This window comes from Brumimicrobium sp. (genome assembly GCF_048268645.1).
GTDB lineage: Bacteria > Bacteroidota > Bacteroidia > Flavobacteriales_D > Crocinitomicaceae > Brumimicrobium > Brumimicrobium ulvae.
Genome location: NZ_JBLWVE010000010.1, coordinates 57485 through 75758, shown reverse-complemented (window position 1 = coordinate 75758; position 18274 = coordinate 57485). Strand labels below are relative to the sequence as shown.

Here is an 18274-nt window from a genome sequence, read left to right as displayed (position 1 = left end):
AAATACTACTAAAAATGAATTTTCAGTAGTATTTTGGAGTATTGCGTATGAGCAAACAAGTGGTCGGGATAAAACTTTCTAGTTGACTAAAGTTGCCACGACCCTAAACCCTACCATTGGAGATGCGCCTTTATATTCTTTTGTGCTTCTATTTCGAATATCATAGCCTCCGTCATACCACGACCCTCCAATTACCTCATTTTTATCTGCTAACATTTCAGCAACATTCCCATTCAAATTATACAATCCAAATTCGTTTGGCCAATAAGAATGTGCTGGTGCTAAAACATCTGTGTTAGTGGCGTTATTTGGAAATTGAGTTACGTCTTTTACAATCATTAATTCTCCTTGATCATTTCTTGAAGTTAAAGATTCAGGCACCCTTGAAAAATTCGCTAAAAACTCACCTTGGTCATTTCTTAAAAAAGGACCATCCCACGTATAGTTCTTTTGCGCATTCGTTCCTTCCGCTGCTCTTAACCATTCAGCTTTCATTGGAATTCTAAATTTTAAATGATTTTCTTTTGGAAGAGCTGCATTTGTTTTTTCTGTTAACCACTCACAATACAGTTGTGCTCCTTCCTTTGAAACGTTAACTACTGGGTAGTCTTTATACGCTGGATGATTAAAATAATCCTTGACAAAACTTTGCATATTTGCATTGGGGAGGTTTTTCCAACCCATAGAATCAACTTTAGCCAATTCATATTTATCAAGTGCGCCACTTACTTTAAGATCATCCAAGAACGCCTTATACTCTCTATTTGTCACCGTTGTTTTAGCCATGTAAAAAGCTTGTACAGAAAGGTTTTGATCTTCTAAAACCACATTCCCAGAAGGAACAAATCCAAATTCATTTTTAAGTTTCTTTAGGACCGCTTTCTTTGAAGGAGGAGCTTGCTCTGTTAAGGAACTGGTAAAAGCCAGGAAAGTAATTGCGAGAAATGTCGATAGTAGATTTTTCATAATTTATAGTTTTCATTCATTATTTATAACTCAAAAATAAATAACAAGTTACATTTTTTATTTAAAATATTTACATAACAGCCTTCTTATGGTATTATAAAAGTTGGCTCAATATGAATTATATTCTCATCTATTCCCCCTTCAGAATTGGCAGAAAAATCAATTTAATGTAACTTGCAAGTCCTTAAACAAGACAATTCGTCAGCGAAAAAAGACGCTACACGCCATATTGACACTAATCTATAGCGGTTTTTGTATTGGTGAGGAGTTTGATAACACAAGAGCAAAACAGAAAATAATATGGATACTAATAAATGGACAACAAAAACGCAACTGGCAGTGCACGAAGGGCAGAAAATTGCTCAGGAAAACGGTCAGCAAGCGATAGAAACTGGGCATGTCTTGCGCGGCATGATTCAGGTCGATGACAGTGTTCTTCCTTTTATATTTAAAGAATTAAATAGTGATTTAGCAATATTCACCAGCGCTTTGGATAGCATTATTAAATCTTATCCCAAAGTTCAAGGAGGTGGACAACCCTATTTAAGCAACACCCTACAACGTGTATTGAATTATGGAATGAACGAAATGCGCAACTTTAAGGACGAGTTTCTTTCCCTAGAAATCTTACTTTACGCTTTTATGGACGGAAATGACCAGGTAGCAAGTTTGATGAAAGACAATAAGTTCAAAAAATCAACTTTAAAAGATGCAATTATGAAATTAAGAGATGGAGAATCTGTAGATTCTCAAGGAAAAGACGGAACATATAAGTCTTTAGATAAGTTTGCCAACAACCTCAATGAAATGGCAAAAAACGGAAAACTAGACCCGATTATTGGTCGTGATGAAGAGATTCGTCGTGTGCTACAGATTTTAACACGCCGTACCAAGAACAACCCCATCATGATCGGTGAACCTGGTGTAGGTAAAACTGCAATTGCAGAAGGAATTGCACAACGAATTGTTTCGGAAGACGTCCCAGAAAACCTAAAATCTAAAATCGTTTATGCTTTAGACATGGGGGCTTTGGTTGCAGGTGCAAAATACAAAGGAGAATTCGAAGAACGACTCAAAGCAGTGGTCAACGAAGTGATTAAATCGGATGGAGAGATTATTCTTTTCATTGATGAGATCCATACACTTGTTGGGGCTGGAGCTGGCGAAGGAGCAATGGACGCTGCAAACATTCTAAAACCTGCTTTGGCACGTGGAGAATTGAGAGCTGTGGGTGCAACAACCTTAGACGAATACCAAAAACACTTTGAAAAAGACAAAGCTTTGGTGCGTCGTTTCCAAACCGTGTTGATTGATGAACCTTCTTCGGAAGATGCGATTTCAATTTTGCGTGGAATTAAAGAAAAGTATGAGAATCACCACAAGGTTTTGATCAAAGACGATGCGATTATTCAAGCTGTAGAGCTTTCGCAACGTTATATTACAGACAGACAATTGCCGGATAAAGCCATTGACTTAATCGATGAAGCGGCTTCAAAATTAAGAATGGAAATCAACTCAAAACCTGAAGAGCTGGATGAGATTGAAAGAAAAATAATGCAATTAGAGATTGAACGTGAGGCAATTAAACGCGAAAACGATCAACAAAAGTTAGCCAGTTTAAAAGCAGAATTAGCCAACCTTTCAGAACAACGTGATGAGTTTATGGCGAAATGGAAGGCTGAAAAAGATGTAATTGACACTGTTCAAAATGCAAAAGAAGAAATTGAACAAGTGAAACTACAAGCTGAACAAGCTGAACGTGCTGGTGACTATGGAAAAGTAGCAGAATTGCGTTACGGAAAAATCAAAGAGCTTGAAGAAGCTGTTGAGAAAGGAAAAGAAAAACTTGCCGAACTACAGTCTGAAAGCAAAATGATTAAAGAAGAAGTGGATGCAGAAGAAGTCGCAGATGTGGTTTCTAAATGGACGGGAATCCCTGTAAATAAAATGTTGGAAAGCGAACGTGCAAAACTCTTGAGATTAGAAGATGAACTAAGACTTCGTGTAGTAGGTCAAGAAGAAGCGATTGAAGCTGTTTCAGATGCTGTTCGAAGAAACAAAGCAGGATTACAAAACCCTGATCGTCCTATCGGTTCTTTCCTTTTCATGGGAACAACTGGAGTAGGAAAAACAGAGTTGGCCAAAACACTAGCTTCATATCTATTCAACGATGAAAACGCAATGACGCGAATCGATATGAGTGAATACCAAGAGAAACACAGTGTGAGCCGATTGGTTGGAGCACCTCCAGGGTATGTTGGTTACGATGAAGGTGGACAATTGACCGAAGCCGTGAGAAGACGCCCTTACTCAATCGTTCTTTTGGATGAGATTGAAAAAGCGCATCCAGATGTGTTTAACATCCTGCTCCAAGTACTCGATGATGGTCGATTGACAGACAACAAAGGTCGATTGGTGAACTTTAAAAACACCATTATCATCATGACAACGAACATGGGGTCAAGTATTATTCAAGACAACTTTGACGGTATAACAAAAGCTGAAATTCCAGCAGTTACGGCCCGAACAAAGATGGAAATGAGTGAACACTTAAAACAGCACATTCGTCCTGAGTTTCTGAATAGAATTGATGAACAAATTTTGTTCACTCCATTGACCAAAGAGAACACACGTCAGATTGTTGAAATTCAATTGAACAACTTAAAGCAACAATTGGAGAAAAACGACATCCGACTTGTGGTGAAAGAAGACGCTTTAAACTGGATTGCCGAAACAGGTTACGATCCACATTTCGGAGCGAGACCAGTGAAAAGAGTAATTCAAAAGAGCATTCTGAATGAGTTGTCGAAAGACCTCCTCGCACAAAAGATCGACAAATCACAAAACGTGGTCGTTGATTTATTCGATGGAAAAATCGTCTTCAGAAAACCCATCTCAAAAGAGGAAGAAGAAATTGTGTAACAATTTCTAGGGAGAGGAGCGCTAAAGCGCAGAGAGAGATGCCGATAAATCGGTAGGGAGAGAGGTGAAATCTTCGCTTTGATTTTAGAGTAAGAGGATAAAAGAGCAAGATTATATGCCCAACTGAGTTAAACTTGGTTGGGCTTTTTTATACGCTATCGGAAATCCCCTAAAAACTGTGTAAATTATTTTTTCTGGATATTTTGGATAGACTCATTGGGTGTAATCTAACCCACTCTCAAAAAGAGTTTAAAGTTGATTCAAAACAACACCTAACAACCTCTGCATAAATCAAATAAATTGAAGCAACAAATAGGATCGCTCTCACCTCTCTACTCAGTACTCTTGCTCAATACTGATCTATAAATCGAAGATTTATAGATTTCTCATCGCTTCCACTATTCTGCTTGCTGCCGGACAAATCTCTGTATTCTTTAAGGTCAATGGAATAATTTGAAACATCTTTTTGCGGTCGGTATGCGGATATTCTTTACATGCTAAAGGTCGGTCTTCATAAACACTACAAGTATTGTCATCAAATAGAAAAGGACATGGAGAAGATTTTAAAACATAATCGTCGTCTTCATCCACCCTTAGATACTCTTCAATAAACTGAATAGGTTTCATTCTGAAGCGTTTGGCCAATCGTTTTACATCAACATCCCTAAAGATAGGACTAGTTGTTTTACAACAATTTGCACATTCTAAACAATCGATTTCTTGAAAAACTTTTTCATGGTGATTGTGAAACAGCTCATCCAGTTTTCTTTCTGGTGTGCGCCTCATTTGTTTTCCTAGCCTTTTATTGTCAGCTTTATTTTCTTTGGCAATATCTAAATCCTCTTGGTACTTCATTGGTGCAAAATTACGAGAATATTTTTTAGTCAATAGAAAAAAACATCCTTTAATAATTAAATTTCGCCTTATTCACCGCACGATTAATGTTAAAGAAATAATCCTTAATTTAGAGATTCTCTTTGGCTTCAAACTTGTATAAAAACAAAAAAACAATTATGAAAAACTTACTTTTACTCATTGCATTGACCTTTCTGACTTTCAACATCAACGCCCAAACCAAAATATACAAAGAAAGGTCAAGCAGTTTTACAGATGTGCTCTACACCATTAAAGAAGACAAAGTTTACCGCGGAAACTCAACAAGTTTTACCGATGTTCAATATACCTTCACCGGAAACAAAGTATACAAGGATAGATCTACAAGCTTTACAGATGTTCTCTATACCATTAAAGACAACAAAGTCTACCGTGGGAATTCAACTAGCTTTACTAATGTACTTTACACCATTAGTAATGGAAAAGTGTACAAAGGTGATTCTAGAAGTTTTACAGATTGTCTACTCACCATTCAAGACAATAAAGTGTATCATGGTGATTCAACAAGTTTCACCAATGTATTGGCCTCTTTCGATCACGATGTAGACATTGCCCTATTGGCGATTTTATTTGGGCCTTACTAATCTTCAATTAATCAATGGTTTTACTTTTCCATTGCCCAACACATGATTGTTGAAACTTGAGGATTAGTGATGTAAATTCCTTACTTTTGAACAAGTAGTATTTAAAATAAATGAAACTAAAAAAACCAACTTCGCTTTTAATTTCAGGACTGTTCTTAACAATCTTCAGCTTGAGCGATTTAGAGAATTTTAATTACTTTTTGCATGGCTTCTTTCTCGTCATTGGTGTTCTTGCTATTGTTATGTCTTTTATAGCCTATCGTAAGTCCAAGGACAACGATTGAAGAACTATTATAGTAGAGTTCGAAAAGAAGTAATTATGAATTCAGGTTCGACTTATAAGTTTCATAATCCACTTGTTGAATAGCAACCTTTGTCGCATGTTCCGAAGGACGAATAGGATTTCCTCTGTAAATCATTATTGCACGCATTATTTCAGCTCCAACCAGAATAACCACCGTTGAATAATACACCCATATTAATAAAATCACGATAGAACCAGCTGCCTGATAGGTTTCTGCAAAATTGCTTGTCGACAAATAATACTGTATTCCATATTTACCCAGGATAAAAAGACCAGAAGTAATTAAAGCCGCTAAACTAACATCTCTCCAACGTAGAATAACATCAGGCAAAAACTTAAAGATCATTCCGATGATAATAAACACAATCATGAAAGAAACAACACTACTTGTTAAATTCAACAACATGCTAGGCTCCTCCCCTATTATGCTTTGAATTTTTCCAAAAAACAACTCCAGGAGAGTATCACTGATTAAAGAAACGATCAAAATAAACCCCATTCCTACAATCATACCTAAAGACAACACCCTGTTGACTAAAAATTTGACAATTCCTCTTTTTGGAGTCGCTTTCACATCCCATATCTTATTCAGGCCTTCTTGCAAGCTCATAAAAATTGTTGTGGCAGAAAAAACCAATGTTCCTACACCAAATATCGTTTGAAGCGTACTTTCACCAGATAAATCGACTTGAACAATAATGTCTGAAATTGATTTAGCGATATCTGGACCAATAAATTCACTTAGCTGAACTGTTAATTCACCCGTTGCTGCTTCACGCCCCAAAAAAACTCCTGCTACAACAACAATGGTAATAATTAAACCTGGGAGTGAAAATATTGTATAGAATGCAATTGCCGCCGCAAAGGTCATTAAACTATGGTCACCGATACCATTTATTATTGTTTTAACTAATTCAATTATAGGATTGAAAAACCTGATTACTTTTTTGAACATTGCGTTTCTTTTATTAGCTATATGGTCATTACGTCTTGAAAATAAAACATCTCCAGTTCTTTCCTTGGTAAAATATTAGAAAAAATTTAAAATATCTGAAGAAACTATAGTTAAATAGAAAATAATAAAGTAATTTTGTGTCGCGCACGATATAAACTTAAGCGATATAAAATATGAGGAATTACATTAAAACATCAACAACACAAAACATATTTAGAATACTCCTGGCCTTATTTATGGTTTTTGCAGGATTCAGTCACCTAACTTTTAACAGAGTTGAATTTCAAGCGCAAGTTCCGGAATGGTTACCAATGAGCAAAGACTTGGTGGTTATTTTATCGGGAATTGTTGAAATGATTTTGGGACTTGGATTACTTTTTTGGAAAAATCAAAGGGTTAATTTTGGTTGGGCGCTGGCTATTTTCTATGTTCTAATATTCCCTGGAAACATTTCACAATATGTTGAAGGAAAAGACTTTGCATCATTGGATTCCGACACTGCTCGTTTAATACGTTTATTTTTCCAACCTGTTCTTATTGCATGGGCACTGTGGTCTTCAGGTGCATGGAAGGCTTGGAGGATCAGAAAAACGAATACATAATGGAAGAAGATCAATTATTACTCGAAAATCAAGTTTGTTTCCCGATTTACTCAGTATCTCGACTCATTACAAAAGCTTACCAACCACATTTAGACAAAATGGGCATAACTTACCCCCAATATTTAGTCTTAATGGTGTTGTGGGAAAAGGACAAACTACCCGTCAATTCAATATCAGAGCAACTTATGCTTAAAACCAACACCCTATCTCCGCTGCTAAAACGCATGGAAAAAATGGAGTTATTGGAACGTCACAGATCTCCACAAGACGAAAGAAGCGTTATCGTGGAGCTAACAAAAAAAGGTTTGGAGTTAAAAAATATGGCCAAACCTATTCCGGGTGAATTAGTCAACATTTTGTTGAAAGAAAACATCCAACTTTCGGAGGTGGTACAGCTCAAAAATATGCTCAACGAATGGATAGAAATCCTTTCTAAAAACAATAAAGATTAGATTAAAATATAAACAATGGAATTAATAGATAAATTAAACTGGAGGTATGCCGCTAAAGCAATGAATGGCAAGAAAGTTCCTCAAGAAAAAATAGACACTATAATAGAAGCAATTTCGCTTTCTCCGACCTCTAGTGGATTACAACCTTTTGAAATTATTGTAATCACCAACCAAGAAATGAAAGAAATGATTCGACCAGCAGCATGGAACCAATCCGTAATTACAGACTGTTCTCATTTATTCATTTTTGCTGCTTGGGATACTTACACACCAGAGCGCATTAATAAAATGTTTGATCTTACTAATGAAATTAGGGGTTTCAAAAATGAAGGTTGGGAGAATTATAGACAGATGCTGTTGGATAATTACCCACAAAGAGATGCAGAAGTCAACTTTAATCATGCCGCAAAACAAGCCTACATCGCTTTTTCTCAAGCCATATCAGCAGCTGCTTTTCAAGGGTTAGACAGCACGCCACTAGAAGGATTCGATCCTGAGGCTATTGATAAAATATTAGGTTTAAAAGAAAGAGGATTAAGAAGCTGTGTTATGCTTCCTGTTGGTTACAGAAACGAATCGGAAGATTGGTTAGTAAACCTTCCTAAGGTCCGAAAAAGCAAAGATGACTTAGTCACCTTAATTGATTAGTCATCAAACAACAAATATAAAGTAGCGGCTTGGGTAACTCACCTAAGCCGTTCTTGTTTTTATTTATCATCATTGACTTAAAAGCTTAATCCCACAAAAAAATGCTTACAATCAAGAATTAAACCACCACATTCCATATTTTTGCATAAAACATTATACCTGAAAGCATGAAATGGAAAGGACGTAGAAAAAGTTCTAACGTAGAGGACAGAAGAGGAATGAGCATGGGAAAAAAAGCCGCTGGAGGAGGTGGAATCATTGCCATTATTATTCTTTTAATTAGCATTTTCGGTGGAGAGACAGGAAAACAAATCGCGCCTATTCTGGATCAATTCACACAGTCTTCCTCTTTAACTACCGAAACTTCTTCAGCACGTGAGTTAACCGCCAAAGAAAAAGAACTCGGTGATTTTGTTGCAACAGTTTTTGCTGATACCGAAGAGGTTTGGACGAAAATATTCGAAGAAAACGGAATGACTTACGAGCAACCAGGCATGGTCCTCTTCACTGGGCAAGTATCTACTGCTTGCGGAAATGCTTCTTCAGCATCGGGTCCTTTCTACTGTCCTGGAGATAAGAAAGTGTATATGGACCTTGATTTTTTCAAAGAATTAGAAACACGTTTCGGCGCAAAAGGAGGTAATTTTGCAATGGCTTATGTTATTGCCCACGAAGTTGGACATCATGTGCAAACCATACTTGGGATTACCCGAAAAGTGAGACAGATCCAGAGCGGAATGTCGAAAGTAGAGGCCAACAAAATGACAGTGAAGCAAGAACTACAAGCTGACTTTTACGCTGGAGTTTGGGCCCATCACATAAAACAGTATTTGGAAGAAGGAGATATTGACGAAGCATTAAGTGCTGCTCATGCAGTAGGTGATGATGCAATTCAAAAGCGAATGCAAGGCCATGTAACTCCAGATTCATTTACCCATGGGACCTCCGCTCAACGAAAGCGTTGGTTTACAAAAGGATTTAAAACAGGAGACATTAAACAAGGAGATACTTATACTGCTGAAGATCTATAACTTCTACAAATGAATACATCTTCTAATTGTTAGTGAATTACCAATTTTTAGTCTTCCCAACTTCTTTGTCATACTTCCGACCATATCGATAGTTAACTGTTTATTTTATCTTCAAAACTATTAAAAGCCCTATCTTTGCGGCTACAAGGGACAAGTGAACATTATTCTTTTAGCAAACGTTGTTCAAAGCATAAATTTCAATTGTCGTCAATTCAAACAAATTAAATAAACATGAAAAAAATTACATTATTCCTTTTAGGAACCCTGATGGGAGCAAGCAGTTTTGCTCAAATAACCACTCCTGGAAATGGTGAAAACTATGACTTATCTGAATTATCAACGATGCATCCAACAGCATTAAGTTTTGATGGAACAACATACACTTTGAGTGAAAACTTGACGATTGCTGTAGATGACACTTTAGAAATTACAACTTCGGAGAGCCTATTCATGGATACTGATATCCTCATCACTGTAGAAGGCGCTTTGATAACAGATGCGGGTCAGGGTAACCAAAAGTTGATCATTCGTTCAACAGACACATTGATGCCAGCAGATGGAATTCGATTCGAAGAATTTTCTGTAGGATCCATCAAAAACACAGAAATCACCTACACAGGTGGTGTTCGTGTATTAACAGCAGACTTCATTATTGAAGATTGCTACTTAGCACATAACGTTTCAGGGGCATCAACAGGAGCAGTGGTTTCTATCTCTAGAGGACCAGCAGTGGTGAAGAACAATACCTTTTACAAGAATGATTTACCTGCAGTAGGTTCTGGTGCAAACCAAGAGGTTCCTGCATTAATCATTGGGAATTTGCTAGATAAAAATAGTCAAACCAATCAAAACCGTCCGCAAATTAATATGGGACCTACAGGTGCTGATACTCTAAGAATTATCGACAATACGATTATTGGAGATCCATCCTTAACAAAGGTTGGCGGAATTGCCATTTCGAACTTTGTTGGTGCCAACATCAACACCATTATAGAAAACAATGTGATTCAAAACAACAGGTATGGATTGACCATTGCTGGTCCAAATGCCAATGCACTGATTAAAGGAAACATTATCGAAGATAACAATACACAAAATGATCCTACCCAAGGAGGAAGTGGAATTTCTGTAAACAGCAATACTGATTCTCAAAATTTAGTTTTGCGTGAAAATAAAATCCGCAGAAACCTATGGGGAATTACTGTTATCGGACAAGCTTCTGTAGATTTAGGAACAAGCAATGATTTAGGAAATAACCTATTCTCAGAAAACGGAAATAACGGAGTAACATATGCCTTGTACAACAATACAGCCCTTGACATTAATGCATTGGGAAATTGTTGGATTGAAACAGACGAAAATGCTGATGCTACAGCCATCGAAGAAGTAATCTTTCACAAAGTTGATGATGCTAGCCTAGGGAATGTTGACTTCAGTAACTGGTCATGTGGAATTCTTTCTGTCGATCAATTAGCATTAACAGAAGTAAACCTTTACCCAAATCCCGCTCATGACAAGATTAACATTAATAATACAATGAATTTTGAGGTAGTGACTTTCTTCAATGTAAATGGTCAATTGATCAAAACAGTAGCATTAACAGCTGGTCAAAATCAAATTGATTTAGACCTTCCTCAAGGACTATACATGCTACAGTTCAGAAATAATAATCAAAGAATGACAAAGAAATTAATGGTGAAATAATTTTACCGTAAACTTTTCAGAAGGCTGTTCAGTACTTAATCACAGAAGGAGTTAAGTACTTGGGCAGCTTTTTTTATTTCAGAAACTTACCTTTTAACAAGAAACTATTTTACTATCTTTAGAGAAAGTAACTCAATGGGCCTATTTTTTCTAATCTTCGCTATACTTTTTATACTGGTCAGTATGTTGCCATTTATTCAACATCAACATTGGATATTTCGTGTGCCCGAATTTCTGAGTTTACAATTACTTTATCTACATTCCTTCTCCATCATAGGATTGCTAATATTTACTGAAAGGAATATAGTTTTCTGGATTGTATTGCTTATCCAAATCGCCTTACTAACTTATCATTTATCTGTTTTTTATTACTATACCAAGTTATATAAAATCAAAAACCAAGAAAATAAAAACTTACAGGAAATAAGAATTATCTCCACCAATATTTACCAGTTCAACAAAGACTTTGATCGTTTTAAACAATTTATTCGCAGGGAGATACCAGACATTTTTATCACCATTGAAAGCAACAGAGATTGGGAAAAAGCCATGCGTGAACTCGAGAATGATTATCCTCACGCCCAAAAAATCACGCTAGAAAACACCTATGGCATGCATGTCTATTCGCAATTCCCATTCGAAAAGGTGCAATCTCATTTTTTTGTTGCCGAGGATGTACCAAGTGTTGAGGCTCATTTTAAAACTCAAGATGGTCGGGAGTTTATGCTTTTTGTTGTTCACCCACCTCCACCTAGTCCGACAGAAGAGGCCAACTCAAAAGAACGTGATGGAGACTTACTTTGCATTGCCAAACGCATTAAAAAAGTAAACAAACCAACCCTCGTCATCGGAGATTTCAATACTGTTTCTTGGTCAAAAACCGCTCGGTTATTCCGTAAAAAAAGTGGATTAATTGATGGAAGACATGGTCGTGGAGTTCTGGCTTCCTTCCATGCAAAATACTGGTTTTTTAGAGCTCCGTTAGATTTAGTTTATCACAGTGAATCCGTTTTTATAAAATCGTTAAAGGTTTTAGAACATGTTGGTTCCGACCATTTCCCCATAGGCTGTGTGTTTGGAATTGACCCCGACAACCCAAAACAAAAGGAAGAAATAGAAAACATTTCTCAAGAAGAGATAGCAGAAACAGAAGTCCTTATTGATCGAGGGATAAAAGAAGAAAGTGACAATAGATGACTCGATTGTTATGAAAATCAATTCGAATCCCCCACAATACATTCATCATCAGCATAAAGTTTTCATCAAGAATTAAATTTCTTTTACTATTTTTGAACTTTATAATTAAGCAACTCTTAAATTCAGAACAAACTAACACTCACTTTATTAGTGAATAAAATAACTATTTAAACGAAAACTATGTCAGAACAAAAAGTATTTAAAGCTAGTGACGAAGCCAAAGGAAAAGCGAAACAATTACGAATGTTTGCCATTTTGGCTTGGATACTAGGAATTGGGGGACAAATATTTGCTATCTTAAAGTTAATCAGCAATGAGACATTGGTTTGGTTGATTGTGGTGATTGTTCTCATTTTGGCTTTATCGATCACAGGTTCATTACTTTGGAAAAAAGCTAATCGATTGGATCCCGCTTCAGAGAAACAAAAATTTAAGTTTTTCATGCAAAACCAATTGGGTGCAATCATGGGGGTACTTTCATTTTTACCTTTGGTTATTCTCATTTTTATGAATAAAAACATAGATGGAAAAACGAAAGGAATTGCAGGAACAATTGCTGCCGTAGCAATGGTTGCAGCAGGTATAACAGGAATCGACTTCAATCCGCCTTCAGTAGAAAAGTACACTGAACAAATCAATGAACAAACGGATGTCGTAAAATCGATCAACAACAACCTCGATGAAGTATATTGGACTGAATCGGGAAATAGATACCACATTTATAAAGATTGTCACCACATAAAGAACAGAGATGTGATTAACGATGGTACAGTAAAAGCATCTTGGGAAGACAAAGGTATTTCTGAGCTTTGTAAAACATGTAAAGCGAGAGCAGAAAAAGAAAACGATGCTGGAGTAGACATTTCAGACCTCAACGATTTCCTTCCTTCAGGAGATGAGGAAGTAACAGAAGAAGCCGCTGAATAAGTAACTCTAGATGTAATTCTATACATTATTTAGACCTTCAACTCAAACTTATTTTCAAGACCAGTCAATCTTCATATTGACTGGTCTTTTTTAATGGGTGTTTGTTATATTGTCTTTCTAAACGATTATAAAGTCTAACATTAATAAATTAGAGCTTCTACTTATTATAGACTTCCATTAAATTCGTAGTAGAACCATTTTTTTTAGGTTTACCATCTTGTTTTTCACCTAGAAAATAGCGGAATGATGATTTTATTTCATGAAATTTAATCACCGAAATAGCACTTAAATATTAATTTATTAAATTAGTACAGATAAACACACTACAAATTAGTCAAAATGAACCCTTTTTTAAATGAATAAAGCCCCAATTTTATTCGCCATACTTTTTTCACTCTTTACCCTCCAGCTCCACGCACAAATATACGGATGTACTGATTCAGAAGCGGAAAACTTTAATGAGAGTGCTACAATCAATGATGGCAGTTGCCAATATATCATTGATACCATAGCACCTAACTCGTCGGCAATGCTGAGCAATACAATTTCAGAAACATCAGGCTTAATCATGTGGAACAAACAATTATGGACACATAACGACAGCAATGGTGACGCAATACTCTATGCTATAGATTCAGTAAACGGAACCATTACAAACACCCTTTCAATTCCTGGAGAAATCAATGTTGACTGGGAGGATCTTTCCCAAGACGACGATTATATTTACATCGGTGATTTTGGAAACAACATCAGTGGAAACCGAGAAGATTTGAAAATCCTAAAAATTTCAAAAAGCTCAATGCTCAACAATTCACCAGCTGTTGAGTCTATCAACTTTTCCTACTCAGATCAAATTGATTTCACACCTCAAGAAACAAACGCTACAGATTTCGACTGTGAAGCTTTTATTGTAACAACAGATAGTATCTTCTTATTTACAAAACAGTGGAATGAACAAAAAACCAGCATATACGCCCTTCCAAAGTCTCCTGGAACTTATGTAGCACAACACAAAATCACAATAGAAGTGGAAGGATTGATTACCGGTGCAAATTTTATTGAGTCCAAAAACACCTTAACACTTTGTGGATATTCTACAGCATTACAGCCTTTTATCTACTTGATTTATGACTTCCAAAATTTTGATTTATCCACTGCCAATAAGCGAAAAATAGTTCTTTCCATGCCTTTTCACCAAGTTGAAGCAATCACCTCCACCAACGGATTAAAATATTTTATTACCAACGAAAACTTTTCAACTTTTAATCTCAAACAACAGCTCCACAGCATTGACTTAACTCCGTTTTTAGAAAAACACCCCCCTTATTCATTAGGCGTATCAGACCTTGAAACAAATATAGAGTTTAGCGTTTATCCTGTTCCCTCTAGCCACTACATCAATATAAAAGCTAAAGAAGACATTAACTTTAATGATTACCTTATATTGAATTATTTAGGTCAAATGGTCTTATCAGGAACATGGGATTCGAATCAAAAGCGCATTGATATTTCAGAATTACCGACTGGAGTATATCAACTTAAAATAGGCCGCTTTACTCAGAAAATTGTCAAGCACTAAGCTTTAAAATATCAACTTAATTTTATTTGCCCCTAAAATGTTTACCTTTACTTTCATAAACGAGTCTTTTAACAAGGCGAAAATAGATTTAAAAACTTATTTCCTCCGTACATCTTAAACCCAAAAAAAAATGATAAAATCAATTTTAACAATAACCACAGTTCTATTAAGCACAATTGCCTTCGCACAAGAACAAGGGAATTATATTATTGTGATTAACAATGATACACTCCAGCTTGATTTGGACAGTGAGCGTCAATACAAAACAAAATCAGGTGAACGTTTATCGATTCAACTTTCACAGTCTGATATTCTCACTTATTCTGATGACATGATTTCCTTTAAACACGATAAATCCATCAGTGTTTCTAATACAGTCATTGAAGAGGGAATTGAACAATGTGTGGCCCTCGAGTCAACTGGAAATGGTTTTATTGTTCAAAAATACTCCTCTTTTAATCCTTCTATGTTAACACAGATGATGATGAATGAAATCACAAAGGAAAGTGTTAGTTATGGATACACAAAAACTGAAAAACCGTTTAAGAAAAAGTTAGTTAGTGGAGAAACCATTGAAGGTATTCAAGCCATTATGACCTATAAAGGTGAAAACGAATACTATACTGTTGCTACATATGGCGGTAAAGATGAAGGGATAATTGTTGTAACCATACTTGTATCCGAAGGATTTAAAGGAAGAGAAATTATCGAATTGTTTTTGGAGACTTTGAGTATACATTAGGACTATTTTTATTAATGACAACCCTCTGCAATATGAAGATACTTTCAGCTCTTTTGATTTTCTTTGCTTTTTATTCAGTCTATGGGCAAGAAAATCAAAGTTTAAAAAAGACTTTTGATTTAATCGATGAGGACCAGAAGTATTTAAAAGCATTAGCACTTCTTAACGATTTCATCCAAGATGATACAACCAACACCTCTGCATATTGGCAAAGAGGAAAATGCCTTAGAAATATTGGTGAATACCAAAAAGCAGAGGATGATTTAGTGAAATCCATTCAGCTTGATGCCAATAATTATCGAGCTTTTGCAGAACTTGGAACGGTTTACGCCATGACCTATAAAATCGATGAATCAATGAAAAACTATAATAAATCGATAGCAATCAATCCTGAATATGCTTTTTCTTACAATGGTAGAGGTGCGGTTTATTACTACCTATTAGAGGACTATGACAAAGCAATGGAGGATTACAATAAAGCCTTGCAACTCGACCCAAACTATTCTGCGGCATATTACAATAGAGGAGTAATTTACAGACTGAAAAGAGCTCCAAAAATAGCAATCATTGACTTCACCACTTCATTAGAATTGCAACCCAAGGACCATAAGTCTTATTTTGAAAGAGCGTATACCTACTACCTCATCGATGAATATAAACTTGCTATTATTGATTTCACTAAAGCTCTAAAATACAACAACAAGTCAAATCCTTATTATACAATTAACAATAAAGAGATCTATGAATTACGAGGTTTATGCTACCATGAAATCGGGAAATATAGAAAAGCTGAAAAAGATTTAAAGAAGGCGATAAAAGAATAAACACCAGAACCTAAAACCCTCGACTTTCTACTCACCATCAACAACTTACCGCTAAAAATACATTTCCATCTTCGTATGGAATGATTATTGACTATTTTTAAGCCATAAAACACAAAACACATGGATATTCATTTCAATAAAGTCATTCCAATACCACTAGCTGGAATTCAACACAGCGATAAAAGTATTTGGGGGAATTCATTTTCTTTAAAAAAGGGAGAAAAAGTAATGCTCAATGCTTCAAGTGGAAAAGGAAAAACAACTTTCACACATACATTGGCTGGCATTCGAAAAGATTTTAATGGGAGTATTCGGTTTGACCAAGTAGAAATTAACTCTATTCCCCCCGAAGATTGGGCAATCATCAGAAGGTTACAAATGAGTTTCGTATTTCAAGACCTCCAATTGTTTCCACAATTAACCGTAGAAGAAAACCTTCAACTTAAGAACCAACTGACTGACACCTTCACTTCTTCAGAACTTTTCCAAATGTTAGAAGCCTTAGAAATTGAAGATAAATGGGATGTCCCTTGTGGAATTTTATCGATGGGTCAGCAACAACGTGTGGCCATTGTTCGCGCATTAAGTCAACCCTTTGATTGGTTGCTGATGGATGAACCCTTCAGTCATTTAGACGAAGCAAACACACAACGTTCATTAGCATTAATTAATCGTCGGGCAAATCAAATAAACGCAGGATTTATTTTAACCACTTTGGGAGAAAATCACAGTTTTGATTTCGATCGAGAACTAAATCTTTAAGCCATGATTAAAAAAATATTATTCAGTTACCAGAACAAAACCCAACTCATTATTGCCATGATTGGTTCTTTTCTTGGATTTACATTTTTGGTAACTTCCATTCATTATTTAATTCGCGTAAATGAATTTGGTGAAGGAGAGGAAATTCTAGGAAACAACACCATGATCATTCAAAAGAAAGTCAGCAATTTCAACAGTCTAAAATTAGCAAAAACTGACTTCAGCGAGCGAGAAATTGAGAGCATTCGGAAAGAAAGTTTTACTGAAACATTGGAGCCTATACTTAGCAATAGTTTTGGTGTTTCCTTACAAACAGACAGTGAATTAGTTCCTTATTTTCGCTCAGATGTTTTTGTGCAATCTATAGACAATAGTTTTACACGTATTGATTCTGACCAATGGAAATGGTCTCCTGGAGATGACTTTGTACCTATAGTCTTACCTAGAGATTTCTTGGTAATGTTAAACACCTTTGCAAGCGCTAAGGGAATTCCACAAGTTTCAGATGATTTAGCAAAAACAATAGGTTTTAAATTTACATTATACAATGACGAGAAAAAAGAATGGGAAAAAGTGAAAATTGTTGGCTTCACGAATGAAGTTTCTGCAATTTTAGTTCCATCTTCCTTTATGGAATATGGTAACAAGAACTTCCCAACGAGTGTTCCTGCGAAAACAACACAGTTAATGTTAACGGTTAAAGAAGGGCAGTTTGGAGAATTCGAAAATTACCTTCAAAAACGTTCCCTTGAATCTAAAGAAAATTCAATGATCGTTGGAAAACTAAAAAGTGTAGCCGGCACCTTGTTCTCTATTCTTATTGGAATCAGTATCATCACAGTTTTCTTAGCTGGACTAGTACTTGTCCAATATGCACAACTTTTAATCTCACGAAACGAGTATGAAATTAGAACTTTATTGAGACAAGGTTACTCACCAACAAAAATTACAAAAACAATTTTACTTTACTTTCTGAAAGTATTTGCAGTCATCTCTTCCGCAAGTATTATCGCATTTTCTTTGGCTAAACTATACATTGATAGCCTACTGATCAAAGGTGGAATACAGGTAGAATCTGGATATACATTATTGAGTATTCTTGCGGTAATTCTAGCGTTTGGAATTTACACTATCGTTAATTATTTCAACGCGAAACGAGGAGTATTAAAAACACAGTAAAC

General features: G+C 35.8%; 17 protein-coding genes. 14 read left to right on the top strand and 3 right to left on the bottom strand.

The annotated features are described in order from the left end of the window. Positions 1 to 78: 78 nt before the first annotated feature. The gene (locus tag ACN0U3_RS09480) at positions 79 to 966 is read right to left on the bottom strand and encodes a formylglycine-generating enzyme family protein (protein WP_417266025.1); all 888 of its coding nucleotides are present in this window, start codon (positions 964 to 966) and stop codon (positions 79 to 81) included. Between the two features lie 300 nt (positions 967 to 1266). Between ACN0U3_RS09480 and clpB the strand changes: the two genes are divergently transcribed. Beyond that, the gene (gene clpB, locus ACN0U3_RS09475; protein WP_417266024.1) at positions 1267 to 3888 is read left to right on the top strand and encodes an ATP-dependent chaperone ClpB; all 2622 of its coding nucleotides are present in this window, start codon (positions 1267 to 1269) and stop codon (positions 3886 to 3888) included. Between the two features lie 375 nt (positions 3889 to 4263). Here the strand turns inward: clpB and ACN0U3_RS09470 are convergent, their stop codons facing one another. Beyond that, positions 4264 to 4743, bottom strand: a complete 480-nt coding sequence (locus tag ACN0U3_RS09470; RefSeq protein WP_299201173.1) for a YkgJ family cysteine cluster protein — start codon at positions 4741 to 4743, stop codon at positions 4264 to 4266. 158 nt (positions 4744 to 4901) lie between these two features. On the opposite strand from ACN0U3_RS09470, the gene ACN0U3_RS09465 reads away from it, so the two are divergent. After that, positions 4902 to 5366: a hypothetical protein gene (locus ACN0U3_RS09465; RefSeq protein WP_417266023.1), complete on the top strand. Its 465-nt coding sequence runs from the start codon at positions 4902 to 4904 to the stop codon at positions 5364 to 5366. A 317-nt stretch (positions 5367 to 5683) separates the two neighbouring features. Here ACN0U3_RS09465 and ACN0U3_RS09460 read toward each other — a convergent pair whose 3' ends face one another. Then, on the bottom strand, positions 5684 to 6625 hold the full coding sequence (locus ACN0U3_RS09460; protein ID WP_417266022.1) for a YihY/virulence factor BrkB family protein: 942 nt from the start codon (positions 6623 to 6625) through the stop codon (positions 5684 to 5686). A 173-nt stretch (positions 6626 to 6798) separates the two neighbouring features. Between ACN0U3_RS09460 and ACN0U3_RS09455 the strand changes: the two genes are divergently transcribed. The 12 genes from ACN0U3_RS09455 (at position 6799) to ACN0U3_RS09400 (ending at position 18272) form a co-directional block, all read left to right on the top strand. Then, positions 6799 to 7227 carry a hypothetical protein gene (locus ACN0U3_RS09455; protein ID WP_417266021.1) on the top strand — a complete coding sequence of 143 codons (429 nt, stop codon included), beginning with the start codon at positions 6799 to 6801 and terminating at the stop codon, positions 7225 to 7227. Next, entirely contained in the window at positions 7227 to 7679 is a 453-nt protein-coding gene (locus tag ACN0U3_RS09450; RefSeq protein ID WP_417266020.1) for a MarR family winged helix-turn-helix transcriptional regulator, read from the top strand. Before ACN0U3_RS09455 ends, ACN0U3_RS09450 begins: the two co-directional genes overlap by 1 nt. A gap of 15 nt (positions 7680 to 7694) precedes the next feature. Further along, entirely contained in the window at positions 7695 to 8327 is a 633-nt protein-coding gene (locus tag ACN0U3_RS09445) for an NAD(P)H-dependent oxidoreductase (RefSeq protein ID WP_417266019.1), read from the top strand. A 167-nt stretch (positions 8328 to 8494) separates the two neighbouring features. Continuing rightward, on the top strand, positions 8495 to 9358 hold the full coding sequence (locus ACN0U3_RS09440) for a neutral zinc metallopeptidase (RefSeq protein WP_417266018.1): 864 nt from the start codon (positions 8495 to 8497) through the stop codon (positions 9356 to 9358). Between the two features lie 231 nt (positions 9359 to 9589). Beyond that, positions 9590 to 11062 carry a T9SS type A sorting domain-containing protein gene (locus ACN0U3_RS09435; protein ID WP_417266017.1) on the top strand — a complete coding sequence of 491 codons (1473 nt, stop codon included), beginning with the start codon at positions 9590 to 9592 and terminating at the stop codon, positions 11060 to 11062. Positions 11063 to 11245: 183 nt separating this feature from the next. After that, complete coding sequence (locus tag ACN0U3_RS09430; protein WP_417266016.1) at positions 11246 to 12259, top strand: endonuclease/exonuclease/phosphatase family protein; 1014 nt, start codon at positions 11246 to 11248, stop codon at positions 12257 to 12259. A 180-nt stretch (positions 12260 to 12439) separates the two neighbouring features. Then, positions 12440 to 13186: a sulfite exporter TauE/SafE family protein gene (locus ACN0U3_RS09425; RefSeq protein ID WP_299201152.1), complete on the top strand. Its 747-nt coding sequence runs from the start codon at positions 12440 to 12442 to the stop codon at positions 13184 to 13186. Between the two features lie 355 nt (positions 13187 to 13541). Next, entirely contained in the window at positions 13542 to 14765 is a 1224-nt protein-coding gene (locus ACN0U3_RS09420) for a T9SS type A sorting domain-containing protein (protein WP_417266015.1), read from the top strand. Positions 14766 to 14895: 130 nt separating this feature from the next. Further along, positions 14896 to 15507 (top strand): hypothetical protein, encoded by a 612-nt coding sequence (locus ACN0U3_RS09415; protein ID WP_417266014.1) that lies wholly within the window; start codon positions 14896 to 14898, stop codon positions 15505 to 15507. 32 nt (positions 15508 to 15539) lie between these two features. After that, complete coding sequence (locus tag ACN0U3_RS09410; protein ID WP_417266013.1) at positions 15540 to 16331, top strand: tetratricopeptide repeat protein; 792 nt, start codon at positions 15540 to 15542, stop codon at positions 16329 to 16331. Positions 16332 to 16451: 120 nt separating this feature from the next. Beyond that, complete coding sequence (locus tag ACN0U3_RS09405) at positions 16452 to 17093, top strand: ATP-binding cassette domain-containing protein (RefSeq protein ID WP_299201144.1); 642 nt, start codon at positions 16452 to 16454, stop codon at positions 17091 to 17093. Positions 17094 to 17096: 3 nt separating this feature from the next. Then, positions 17097 to 18272: a hypothetical protein gene (locus ACN0U3_RS09400; RefSeq protein ID WP_417266012.1), complete on the top strand. Its 1176-nt coding sequence runs from the start codon at positions 17097 to 17099 to the stop codon at positions 18270 to 18272. Positions 18273 to 18274 lie beyond the last annotated feature (2 nt).

Coding starts and splice junctions, on each gene's coding strand:
- ACN0U3_RS09480 (WP_417266025.1), bottom strand. CDS start 966: ATGAAAAATCTACTATCGACATTTCTCGCAATTACTTTCCTGGCTTTT.
- clpB (WP_417266024.1), top strand. CDS start 1,267: ATGGATACTAATAAATGGACAACAAAAACGCAACTGGCAGTGCACGAA.
- ACN0U3_RS09470 (WP_299201173.1), bottom strand. CDS start 4,743: ATGAAGTACCAAGAGGATTTAGATATTGCCAAAGAAAATAAAGCTGAC.
- ACN0U3_RS09465 (WP_417266023.1), top strand. CDS start 4,902: ATGAAAAACTTACTTTTACTCATTGCATTGACCTTTCTGACTTTCAAC.
- ACN0U3_RS09460 (WP_417266022.1), bottom strand. CDS start 6,625: ATGTTCAAAAAAGTAATCAGGTTTTTCAATCCTATAATTGAATTAGTT.
- ACN0U3_RS09455 (WP_417266021.1), top strand. CDS start 6,799: ATGAGGAATTACATTAAAACATCAACAACACAAAACATATTTAGAATA.
- ACN0U3_RS09450 (WP_417266020.1), top strand. CDS start 7,227: ATGGAAGAAGATCAATTATTACTCGAAAATCAAGTTTGTTTCCCGATT.
- ACN0U3_RS09445 (WP_417266019.1), top strand. CDS start 7,695: ATGGAATTAATAGATAAATTAAACTGGAGGTATGCCGCTAAAGCAATG.
- ACN0U3_RS09440 (WP_417266018.1), top strand. CDS start 8,495: ATGAAATGGAAAGGACGTAGAAAAAGTTCTAACGTAGAGGACAGAAGA.
- ACN0U3_RS09435 (WP_417266017.1), top strand. CDS start 9,590: ATGAAAAAAATTACATTATTCCTTTTAGGAACCCTGATGGGAGCAAGC.
- ACN0U3_RS09430 (WP_417266016.1), top strand. CDS start 11,246: ATGTTGCCATTTATTCAACATCAACATTGGATATTTCGTGTGCCCGAA.
- ACN0U3_RS09425 (WP_299201152.1), top strand. CDS start 12,440: ATGTCAGAACAAAAAGTATTTAAAGCTAGTGACGAAGCCAAAGGAAAA.
- ACN0U3_RS09420 (WP_417266015.1), top strand. CDS start 13,542: ATGAATAAAGCCCCAATTTTATTCGCCATACTTTTTTCACTCTTTACC.
- ACN0U3_RS09415 (WP_417266014.1), top strand. CDS start 14,896: ATGATAAAATCAATTTTAACAATAACCACAGTTCTATTAAGCACAATT.
- ACN0U3_RS09410 (WP_417266013.1), top strand. CDS start 15,540: ATGAAGATACTTTCAGCTCTTTTGATTTTCTTTGCTTTTTATTCAGTC.
- ACN0U3_RS09405 (WP_299201144.1), top strand. CDS start 16,452: ATGGATATTCATTTCAATAAAGTCATTCCAATACCACTAGCTGGAATT.
- ACN0U3_RS09400 (WP_417266012.1), top strand. CDS start 17,097: ATGATTAAAAAAATATTATTCAGTTACCAGAACAAAACCCAACTCATT.